General features: G+C 73.6%; 9 protein-coding genes and 1 pseudogene. 6 read left to right on the forward strand and 4 right to left on the reverse strand.

Going from position 1 to position 10668, the window contains the following annotated elements; translation table 11 throughout:
* Together H5J30_RS08050 and H5J30_RS08055 are read left to right on the forward strand one after the other, a co-directional pair.
* On the forward strand, positions 1-584 hold a 584-nt coding region (locus tag H5J30_RS08050; protein WP_181786461.1), incomplete at its 5' end, for a PP2C family protein-serine/threonine phosphatase.
* 115 nt (positions 585-699) lie between these two features.
* A complete protein-coding gene (locus H5J30_RS08055) occupies positions 700-2304 on the forward strand; it encodes an aminopeptidase P family protein (RefSeq protein WP_181786462.1) in 1605 nt (534 codons plus the stop codon).
* A gap of 258 nt (positions 2305-2562) precedes the next feature.
* Here H5J30_RS08055 and H5J30_RS08060 read toward each other — a convergent pair.
* A pseudogene (locus H5J30_RS08060) lies at positions 2563-3705 on the reverse strand (sensor histidine kinase); the annotation flags it as partial.
* 541 nt (positions 3706-4246) lie between these two features.
* A complete protein-coding gene (locus H5J30_RS08065) occupies positions 4247-4930 on the reverse strand; it encodes a response regulator transcription factor (RefSeq protein WP_181786464.1) in 684 nt (227 codons plus the stop codon).
* A gap of 129 nt (positions 4931-5059) precedes the next feature.
* Here H5J30_RS08065 and H5J30_RS08070 point away from each other — a divergent pair, with 129 nt between their 5' ends.
* Positions 5060-5620, forward strand: a complete 561-nt coding sequence (locus tag H5J30_RS08070) for a PepSY domain-containing protein (protein ID WP_181786465.1) — start codon at positions 5060-5062, stop codon at positions 5618-5620.
* 254 nt (positions 5621-5874) lie between these two features.
* Here the strand turns inward: H5J30_RS08070 and H5J30_RS08075 are convergent, their stop codons facing one another.
* Positions 5875-6390 carry an anthrone oxygenase family protein gene (locus H5J30_RS08075; protein WP_181786466.1) on the reverse strand — a complete coding sequence of 172 codons (516 nt, stop codon included), beginning with the start codon at positions 6388-6390 and terminating at the stop codon, positions 5875-5877.
* Complete coding sequence (locus tag H5J30_RS08080) at positions 6383-7213, reverse strand: NmrA family NAD(P)-binding protein (protein WP_181786467.1); 831 nt, start codon at positions 7211-7213, stop codon at positions 6383-6385. Before H5J30_RS08080 ends, H5J30_RS08075 begins: the two co-directional genes overlap by 8 nt.
* An 81-nt stretch (positions 7214-7294) precedes the next feature.
* Between H5J30_RS08080 and H5J30_RS08085 the strand changes: the two genes are divergently transcribed.
* The 3 genes from H5J30_RS08085 to H5J30_RS08095 all read left to right on the forward strand — a co-directional run.
* A complete protein-coding gene (locus H5J30_RS08085) occupies positions 7295-8236 on the forward strand; it encodes an AraC family transcriptional regulator (protein ID WP_181786468.1) in 942 nt (313 codons plus the stop codon).
* Positions 8237-8354: 118 nt separating this feature from the next.
* Positions 8355-9458: a calcium:cation antiporter gene (locus tag H5J30_RS08090; protein ID WP_181786469.1), complete on the forward strand. Its 1104-nt coding sequence runs from the start codon at positions 8355-8357 to the stop codon at positions 9456-9458.
* Positions 9459-9506: 48 nt separating this feature from the next.
* Positions 9507-10668 (forward strand): DUF3533 domain-containing protein (locus H5J30_RS08095; protein WP_181786470.1); only part of this gene is annotated, 1162 nt, incomplete at its 3' end.

Genomic DNA, 10668 nt, shown 5'->3' on the forward strand with positions numbered 1-10668 from the left:
CCCTCGGCCTCGCCGTCGGCTCCGCCGGCGGCGGCGGACCCGCGGCCGTCGCCGCCATGGGCCAACTGCGCGCGGGACTGCGCGCCTACGCCGTCATGGAGGGCGAGGACCCCGTCGCCGTCCTCTCCGACCTCGAACTCCTCATGCGGCTCACCGAACCCGGCCGCCGCGCCACCGCCCTCTTCGCGTACGCGCCGCCCGGCCGCCGCAGCATCGTCGTCGCCGGCGCCGGACACTGCCCGCCGCTCGTCACCGGCCCCTGGCGCACCGAGTACGCCGAGACCACCCTGTCCGCGCCGCTCGGCATGCTCACCTGCTGGGAAGCGCCCAGCGTCACCATCGACCCGGCACCAGGAGAAACCGTCCTCCTCTACACCGACGGCCTCCTCCACCGCACCGGCCGGCCCACCGACCAGGCCATGACCCGCCTCCACCACGCCGCCGCCACCGCCCCCGGACCCGTACGCGACGACCCTGAGGCGCTCACCGACCACGTCCTCGCCCGCCTCCTGCCCCCCGGCCCCGACGAGGGCGCCGGCCACCCCGAGGACGTCGTCCTGCTCGCCGTCCAGCTCACCGCCTGACCGCACGTGCCGCGGCGCGCCCGCCGTCGTTCGAAACGTCACTGCTCGCGGGGTCTGCGCGGCGCGCCCCCCGCCGTACGCTGGAGGCGGCCGACGCATCGCAGAGGAGGAAGCCGTGACCGAGGAGCAGCCGCAGACCCGGACGTCCGAGACCGCGGAGACCGCGGGACCCGGGCAGACCCCGCCCGGGGAGATCGCGGAAAGCGCCGAAGGCGCGGAGGACACCCACGGCGCGGAAGGCACCGAGGACACCGGGGGCACCGCGGACACCGGGGACACCGCGGACAAGCCCGTCAAGCAGCGCAAGAACGGCCTCTACGGCGGCCTCTCCGACGAACTCGCCGAGAACATGAAGTCCGGCTGGGCCGACACCGAACGCCACGGCCTCCAGCCCCTCCCGCAGGCCGCGTACGCCGCCGCCCGCCGCGCCGCGCTCTCCGCCCGCTTCCCCGGCGAACGCCTCGTCGTCCCCGCCGGCAACCTCAAGGTCCGGGCCAACGACACCGAGTACCCCTTCCGGCCCTCCTCCGACTACGCCTACCTGACCGGCGACCAGACCGAAGACGGCGTGCTCGTCCTGGAGCCCGCCACCACCGGCGACGGCGAACCGGGCCACGAGGCGACCGCCTACCTGCTGCCGCGCTCCGACCGCACCAACGGCGAGTTCTGGCTCTCCGGCCAGGGCGAGCTGTGGGTCGGCCGGCGCAACAGCCTCACCGAGAACGAGAAGCTGCTCGGCCTGCCCGTCAAGGACGTCCGCAAGCTCACCGAACACCTGGCGGAGGCCACCGGTCCCGTACGGCTGCTGCGCGGCTACGACGCGGCCGTCGACAAGGCGCTCGTCGACAAGGTCACCGCGGAACGGGACGAGGAATTCCGCGTCTTCCTCTCCGAGATGCGGCTCCTCAAGGACGAGTTCGAGATCGCGGAGATGGAGTACGCGTGCGAGTCGACCGCGCGCGGCTTCGAGGACGTCGTGAAGATCCTCGACCGGGCCGAGGCCACCAGCGAGCGCTACATCGAAGGCACATTCTTCCTCCGCGCCCGCGTCGAGGGCAACGACGTCGGCTACAGCTCCATCTGCGCCGCCGGCCCGCACGCCACCACGCTGCACTGGGTGCGCAACGACGGCGCCGTCCGCTCCGGCGAACTGCTCCTCCTCGACGCCGGCGTCGAGACCCGCAACCTCTACACCGCCGACGTCACCCGCACCCTCCCCATCGACGGCACGTTCACGCCGCTCCAGCGGCGGATCTACGACGCCGTGTACGAGGCGCAGGAGGCGGGCATCGCCGCCGTCCGGCCGGGCGCGGCGTACCGCGACTTCCACGACGCGGCGCAGCGGGTGCTGGCGGCGCGGCTCATCGAGTGGGGGCTGCTGCAGGTCGAGGACGTGGACAAGGTGCTGGAACTGGGCCTCCAGCGGCGCTGGACGCTGCACGGCACCGGGCACATGCTCGGCATCGACGTCCACGACTGCGCCGCGGCCCGCACCGAGGAGTACGTGGGCGGCACGCTGCGCGCGGGGATGTGCCTGACGGTGGAGCCGGGGCTGTACTTCCAGTCCGACGACCTGACGGTGCCGGAGGAGTACCGGGGCATCGGCGTGCGGATCGAGGACGACATCCTGGTGACGGAGGACGGGCGGCGGAACCTGTCGGACCAGCTGCCGCGGCAGGCGGACCAGGTCGAGGCGTGGATGGCGCGCCTGCGCGCCTGACGGAGCCGGCGAGCTGGTGAGTCGGCGAGCGGCGGATTGCTGACCGTGCGGGTCGGCCGGCGGATTGCCCACCGCGCGGGCGGGCTCGCGGACTGGCCGCTCGGCGGCGGGAATTCGTGCAAACCTTCCGCGCCCGGAATGCGTCTTCTCCAGTGCACCGGCCGGTGTCCGCCCGTACGCACCGGCCGGTGCTCCGCTCCGCTCTACTCGATGACGGCTGACAGATTTTGAAATCCGTCAGTCGTCATCCGTTAGCTGTCATTCGCCAGCTGTCGCCCCGCTCAGCGGCAGCCGCACCGTGAACAGCGCCCCGCCCCCCGGCGCCTCGGCGACGCCGATCGTCCCCCCGTGGCGTACGACCACGTTGCGGACGATCGCCAGGCCCAGGCCCGCGCCGCCCTCGTCGCGGCTGCGCGCGTCGTCGAGGCGGACGAACCGTTCGAAGATCCGCTCCCGGTCCGCCGGCGGCACTCCCGCGCCGTCGTCCGCGACCTCCAGCACCGCCCACGCGCCCTCGCGGCGCACCCGGACGTCGACCCGGCCGGCGGCGTGCCGTGCCGCGTTGTCCAGCAGGTTGCCGAGGACGCGCTCCAGTTGGCTTCGCGAGCCGGACACCGTGGCGTCGGCCAGTTCCCCGGCCACGACCGCCACCCGGCCCCCGGGTCCCTCGGCGCCGTCCGGGCCGCCCTCCGCGTTCCGGCGCTCCACATCCTTGCGCACCAGCGCGCCCAGTGCGACCGGCTTGCCCGCGGGCTCCTCCCCGGCGTCCAGCCGGGCCAGCAGCAGCAGGTCGGCCGCGAGGTGCTGGAGCCGTACGGTGTCCGCCACCGCGCCGTCGAGGTCGAGGAGTTCGGGGTGGGCGGCGGCGACCTCCAGCTGGGTGCGCAGCGAGGCGATGGGGCTGCGCAGTTCGTGGGAGGCGTCGGCGACGAAGCGGCGCTGGCGTTCGACGGACTTCTCCAGCGCGGTCAGGGTCTCGTTGGTGGTACGGGCCAGCCGGGCGACCTCGTCGCGCGTGGCCGGCTCCGGCACCCGGCGGGACAGGTCCGTGGACGCGGTGATCGCGGCCATCTCGCCGCGGATGCCCTCGACCGGCCGCAGCGCGCGCCGCGTGACCAGCCAGGTCACGCCGCCCACGACGGCGAGCAGCGGCACCAGCCCGGCGAGCATGGCGCGGCCGGCGGTGCCGACGGCGTTCTGCTCGGTGTCGAGGGGGACGCCGGCCCAGACGGTGTAGGTCCGGCCGTCGGGGGAGGTGACCTTGAGGCCGGCGAAGCGGTAGTCGCCGCGTTCGCCGTCGAGTACCGCCGTGCCGTCCTCGCCTTCCGGCGAGTCCTCGACCTCGCCGCGGCGCGGCGCCGGGTCGTCGTCCCCGGAGTCGTCGGAGTCGTCGGAGTTCGAGTCGTCGGCGGAGTCGTCGGCGGAGTCGTCGGCGGAGTCGTCGGCGGAGTCGTCCGTGGAGTCGTCGTCCGCTTCGTCCTCGGCGTCGTCGGCGGCGTCTTCCGCGTCGTCCGCGTCGTCGTCGCGGTCCCCGCCGTTGTCGTCCGAGTCGTCCGAGTCCCCCGTACGGCTCGGTGTCGGTGTCGGCGTCTGGCTGGGCGTCGGCGGTGCCGGGCTTTCCGTGCGGGTCTCCGGCGGGGGCGTGGCGGCGGGGCCGCCGGCGCCGGTGACGCGGCCGAGGTCCTCGCTGGCGAGCACGATCTCGTCGTTGTCGTCGCGTACGACCACGGGGTTGTCGCCGGGGAGGTCGAGGTCTTCGAGCGGGATGCCGTTGCTCAGCTCCGTGGCGGTGCGGCGGGCGTTGACCTCGGCCTGGAGGGCGGCCTGGTCCTGGAGGTTGGAGCGGAGTACGAGCAGGACGGCGACGCCCGCGGCGACGAGCGCCAGGGCGACGACGGCCGTCGCGCCGACCGCGGCCTTGGCGCGTACGGAGGAGAAGGGGCTACGCACGGGAACTGCCGCCCGCGTCCGGGTCGGCGAGGCGGTAGCCGGCGCCGCGTACGGTCTGGATGGTGCGGGCGCCGAGTTTGCGGCGCAGGGCGCTGACGTAGACCTCGACGATGTTGGGGTCGCCGTCGTACGCGAAGTCCCAGGCGTGTTCGAGGATCTCGGACTTGGCGACGACCTCGCCGGTGCGCTGCGCCAGCACTTCGAGGACCGCGAACTCCTTCGTCGTCAGCGTCACCTCCGTCTCGCCGACGTGCACCCGCCGGGCGGCGGGGTCGACGGCGAGGGAGCCGATGCGCAGGACGGGGGCGGCGGTGCGGCCGCGGCGGCGCAGGAGGGCGCGTACGCGAGCGAGGAGGACGACGTAGCTGAAGGGCTTGGTGAGGTAGTCGTCGGCGCCGGTGTCGAGGCCCTCGGCCTCGTCGTACTCGCCGTCCTTGGCGGTGAGCATGAGGATGGGGGTCTCGTCGCCGGCGGCGCGGAGTGCGGCGCAGACGCGGTAGCCGTTGAGGCCGGGGAGCATGATGTCGAGGACGATGAGGTCGTAGTCGGTCTCGGTGGCGCGGTGGAGACCTTCGACGCCGTCGTGGACGACGTCCACGGCGAAGCCCTCGGCGGCGAGCCCGCGGGCGAGGGAGGTGGCGAGGCGTCGTTCGTCCTCGACGATCAGCAGTCGCATGCCCCAAGGGTCGCAAACGGAAGCTGAAGAACCCTTCAGGTGGCTTCAGGGTGCCTTCAGGGTCGCTCAGGCAGCTTGGTCTCTGTCAGCACACAGCGGCACGAGCCGTCGGACGCAGGAGGAACCCTCATGAAGCGCAACATCGTCATCGCCGCCGTCGCCTCGGCCGCTCTGATCACGGGTGGCACGGTGACCGCGGTCGCGGCCTCGAACGGCGACAGCGGGGCGGACGCCGCCTCGGTACCGGCGGATGTGCAGGTCGGCGACGACGACGGCCGTGACGACGACTCCGACGACCGGGACGACGGCCGGGACGACCGCGACGACGACGACCGCGCCGAGGCCGAGGCGCTCGCCGCCGCGAAGGTCGGCGTCGACGACGCGATCGCCGCGGCGCTGCAGGAGCGGGCCGGCACGGTGGAGTCGGCGGAGTTCGACGGCGACGACCGCGGCGGGGCCCACAAGTGGGAGATCGACATCCTCGGCGAGGACGGCAAGTGGTACGAGGTGAACGTCGACGCCGCCAGCGGCGACGTGGTGGCCGACCGCGCCGACGACAGCGACGACCGGGACGACCGCGATGACCGCGATGACGACCGGGACGACAAGGACGACCACGACGACCGGGACGACGACGGTGACGACGACTCCGACGACTCCGACGACTCCGACGACCGCGACGACGACTGACCCGGCAGCCGTACCCTCCGGGCCGGCCCGACCGCCGCACCCCGCCCCCGCCCCCGCCCCCGTCCCTGTCCCCGTCTCCCTCCCAGACCCCCGAACCCCCTGATCCATCCCCCCGGCCCCCGGCGGCCGGCGCCCCGTGACACTCCCCGGTTCACACGGAGGCGCCCCGCCGGGGGCTTCCCCCTGTGCGCGTACGCGCCGGAGGCCGGCCCCGGGGCCCCGTGCCCCCGGCGCCGGCCTCGTGCCGCCACCCGCTACCCCTTGCCGGTGGCGCGTCCGTACTGGAACAGCGCCCAGGTCACACAGCCGAAGGAGAGCACGGTGACGACGGAGCGGACGTTGTTCCAGCGCACCCACCTGTCCTCCACCCGCTCGCGCAGCCCGGCCAGGTCCTTGATCCGGTCGACGGCGCCGGCGGCGTCGAGGTCGTTGTTCATCGGCACGTTGACGGCGAAGGTGATGGCGAACATGGCCACGTACAGGACGAGTGCGGCGATCAGCCACGGCAGCGTCTTCGACCTCTGGTCGCCGTCCGCGCCGAGGAGGAGTCCGCCGGCCAGCAGCAGGAAGAGGAAGGCGCCACCGAAGGTGAGGGCGAACCAGCCGTTCATCATCGCCCGGTTCATCTGCTGGAAGCTCTCGACGAAGGTGCGGTCGGAGGCGCGGGCGAGGCCGGGCATCACCGAGTACGACCAGACGTAGAAGAGTCCCGCGCTCAGTCCCGTGGTGAGGACGGCCGCGAACAGCGCGCCCGTACGGAGGTCAGACATTCCAGGCTCCTTTCTCGGCCGCTTCGCGCACGAAGTCGGCGAAGTCGCGGGGGGCGCGTCCCAGGGCCTGCTGTACGCCGTCGGTGAGGTGGGCGTTGCGGCCGTCGAGTATGCGGGTGAAGAGTTCGGCGAAGATCTCGACGACGTCGGGCGGGAGGTGCGCGGCGGCGGCGGTGCGGAACCCTTCGGGGGTGACGGGCACGTAGCGTACGTCGCGGCCGGTGGCCCGGCTGATCTCGGCGGCGGCGTCGCCGAAGGTGAGCAGCCGGGGGCCGCTCAGTTCGTACGTGGTGCCACTGTGCCGGTCCTCGGTGAGGGCCGCGACCACGACGTCGGCGATGTCGCGGGTGTCGATGAAGGGCTCGGGGACGTCGGCGGCGGGCAGGACGAGTTCGCCGGAGAGTACGGGGTCGAGGAGGAAGTCCTCGTCGAAGTTCTGCATGAACCAGGCGCAGCGGACGATGGTCCACTGGGCGCCGGAGTCCTTGACGGCGTCCTCGCTGGGGATGCACTCGGGTTCGCCGCGGCCGGAGAGGAGGACGAAGCGCTGCACTCCGGCGCGTACGGCCGTCTCGGTGAACGCGCGGATGGCCGGGGCGGCGGCGGGGTCGGCGAGGTCGGGGGCGTAGGTGAGGTAGGCGGCGCGGACGCCGTGGAGTGCGGCGGTCCAGGTGTCGGGGGCGTGCCAGTCGAAGGGGGTGTCGCTGCGGCGGGAGACGGCGCGTACGGCGTGGCCGCGGGCGGTGAGCGTCTCGGTGACGTGGCGGCCGGTCTTGCCGGTGCCGCCGATGATGAGGTTGGTGTGCCGCTCGGTGTGTGTCATGGGTCCAGTGAAGCGGCGGCGGGCTGGACGCTCCATGGCTGAAAGGCTCGCCGGCATACGTGAGCGTCTACTCTGGTGTGTATGGACTCGATTGCCGGTCTTCTCGACAGTCCGCGCGCACACGGCGCGTTGATGATCCGTGCGCTCCTGGAGCCGCCGTGGTCGGTGCGGGTCGTGGACCGGGCGCCGCTGTCGATCGTGGCGCTGGCGAGCGGCACGGCGTGGGTGACGTACGAGGGCGCGGAGCCGGTGCGGGTCGGGGAGGGTGAGATCGCGATCATGCGCGGCCCGGATCCGTACGTCTTCTCCGACGATCCGGCGACGGCGCCGCAGGCGGTGATCCACGCGGGCGGGCGCTGCGAGACGCCCGACGGGCAGAGCCTCGCGGAGGAGCTGGATGCGGATGTGCGGACGTGGTCGCACGGCGGTGGCGGCTCGGCGCGGATGCTGATCGGTTCGTACGAGAACGCCGGGGAGATCGGTGCGCGGCTGCTGGATGCGCTGCCGCGGCTGGTGGTGGTGACGAAGGACATGTGCGACTGCCCGGTGCTGCCGGTGCTGGAGGAGGAGATCGGGCGGAACGGGCCGGCGCAGCGGGTGGTGCTGGACCGGTTGCTGGATCTGCTGGTGGTGGCGGCGCTGCGGGCGTGGTTCGCGCGGCCGGAGGCGCGGGCGCCGGGGTGGTATCGGGCACAGGGGGATCCGGTGGTGGGCCGGGCTCTTAAGTTGTTGCACAACAATCCGGCGCATCCGTGGACGGTGGCGGAGCTGGCGGTGCGGGCGGGGGTGTCGCGGGCGGCGCTGGCGCGGCGGTTCGCGGAGTTGGTGGGGGAGCCGCCGATGACGTATCTGACGGGGTGGCGGCTGGCGTTGGCGGCGGATCTGCTGCGGGAGCCGGACGCGACGGTGGGTGCGGTGGCGCGGCGGGTGGGGTACGGGAGTCCGTTCGCGTTGAGCACGGCGTTCAAGCGGGTGCACGGGGTGAGTCCGCAGGAGCACCGGCTGGCGGCGGTGGGGGCGTAGAGGGGTAACGCGGTCCTACGGCGCGGGGGCTGTGGGCCGGGTGCGTACGGGGCGCGGGTGACCGCCGTCCGGCCGCGCATGATGAGCAGGGGCGCGTACCGCGTGCCAGTGTCGGAACATGACCGTCCGTACGGCTTCCCGGCGCCTCCACTGGTCGGTCGTCGTGCCGCCGGCCGCCGCCGTGGTGCTCGTCTTCACCTGGCAGCGTTCGCTCTCCGGTGTCCTGACGGGTGTCGTCTCCTTCTTCCTCATCACCGCCGTGCTCGCCGCGGTGCATCACGCGGAGGTGGTCGCGGAGCGGATCGGGCAGCCGTACGGGGCGCTGGTGCTGGCGGTGGCGGTGACGGTCATCGAGGTCGCGCTGATCGTCACGATGATGGTCGACGGGGGCGAGAAGTCGAGCGCGCTGGCCCGTGACACGGTCTTCGCCGCGGTGATGATCACGTGCAACGGGATCGTGGGCATCAGTCTGCTGCTGGTCGCGCTGCGCCGCGGGGAGGCGTTCTTCAGCGCGGAGGGTACGGGGACGCAGCTGGCGACGGTGACGACGCTGGCGGGGCTGAGTCTGGTGCTGCCGACGTTCACGACGAGCGAGCCGGGCCCGGTGTTCACGACGCCGCAGCTGGCGTTCGCGGCGCTGGCGTCGATCGCGTTGTACGGGATGTTCGTGGCGACGCAGACGGTGCGGCACCGGGAGGAGTTCCTGCCGGTGACGCCGGGCGGGGAGGTGATCGACGACCTGGACGACCCGGCGCACCGGCCGTCGGCGCGTACGGCGTGGCTCGGTCTCTGGCTGCTGATGCTGGCGCTGGTGTGTGTGGTGGGGCTGGCGAAGGGGGTGTCGCCGGCGATCGAGGACGGGCTCGACGCGGCGGGGCTGCCGCGCTCCGCGGTGGGTGCGGCGATCGCGCTGCTGGTGCTGCTGCCGGAGTCGATCGCGGCGGTGCGGGTGGCGGGCCGGGACCGGGTGCAGACGAGCCTGAACCTGGCGTACGGGTCGGCGATCGCGAGTATCGGGCTGACGATTCCGACGGTGGCGATCGCGTCGATCTGGCTGACGGGGCCGCTGGAGCTGGGGCTGGGCGAGAGCCAGTTGGTGCTGCTGACGATGACGGTGCTGGTGGGGACGCTGACGGTGACGCGCGGGCGGGCGACGCTGCAGCAGGGCGGGGTGCATCTGGCGTTGTTCGCCGCGTACCTGGTGCTGGCGGTGCTGCCGTGAGGGGGTGGTGCCGTGAGGGGGTGCGGGGGCGGGCGGGAAGGGCGGGGGGTGCGGGCCTCGTTCGGGTGTATCCGCGGTGCGGGGGCGGGGGGTGTCGCGGACGCTGGGGTCATGCGTCTGGACAGCGGGGACGGCCTGGGTGGCAGCGGGGCGGCTGACGGCGGGGTGCCCGGGGGCGGTACGGGGGGCGGGGGCGGGGCCGGGGGGTTCCTCCGGGAGGTGCGCGACGCGGTGACGCCGCGGTCGGCGCTGCTGGTGCTGGGGGTGCTGGCGCTGGGGGTGTTGTTCATCGCCTCGTACGCCGGTGCTTTCCACTCGCCGAAGCCGAAGGACATCCCGTTCGGGGTCGTCGCCCCGGCGCAGGTGCGGGGGGAGGTGGTCGGGCAGTTGGACGGGCTGCGGGGTTCGCCGCTGGCGGCGCGGGCGGTGGCGTCGCGGGAGGCGGCGGTGGGGGAGATCCGGGAACGGAAGCTGGACGGCGCACTGGTCGTCGACCGGCGGGAGCGGACGGACGTGCTGCTGGTCGCGAGCGGCGGCGGGCAGTCGCTGGCGGACGCGGTGCGGGAGGTCGTGGTCTCGGCGGAGCGGGCGCAGGGGCGGGGCGTACGGACGGTGGACGTGGCCGCGGCGGACGCGGGGGACGCGCGGGGGCTGTCGGCGTTCTACCTGGTCGTGGGGTGGTGCGTCGGCGGGTACCTGTGCGCGGCGATCCTCGCGGTCAGCTACGGCGCCCGCCCGTCGGATCCGCGGCGGGCGGTGGTCCGGCTGGCGGTGCTGGTGCTGTACGCGATCGCGCTGGGGGTGCTGGGCGCGGTGGTCATCGGGCCGGTGCTGGGGGCGCTGCCGGGCAGTGTGGCGGGGCTGGCGGCGCTCGGGGCGCTGGTGGTGTGCGCGGCGGGGGCGACGACGTTCGCGTTCCAGGGGATGCTGGGCGTCGTCGGGATCGGGGTGACGGTGCTGGTGATCGTCATCGCGGGGAACCCGAGCGCGGGCGGGGCGTATCCGTATCCGCTGCTGCCGCCGTTCTGGCGGGAGATCGGACCGGCGCTGATCCCGGGTGCGGGGACGTGGACGGCGCGCTCGATCGCGTACTTCGGAGGGCGGGCGATGACGGGTCCGCTGCTGGTGCTGGGGGCGTGGGCGGTGGGCGGGGCGGTGCTGACGCTGCTCTTCGCCCGGGTCCGTACGTCGGACGCCCGGCGCGCGGTCT

The organism is Streptomyces phytophilus (assembly GCF_013870535.1).
Taxonomy (GTDB): Bacteria; Actinomycetota; Actinomycetes; order Streptomycetales; family Streptomycetaceae; genus Streptomyces; species Streptomyces phytophilus.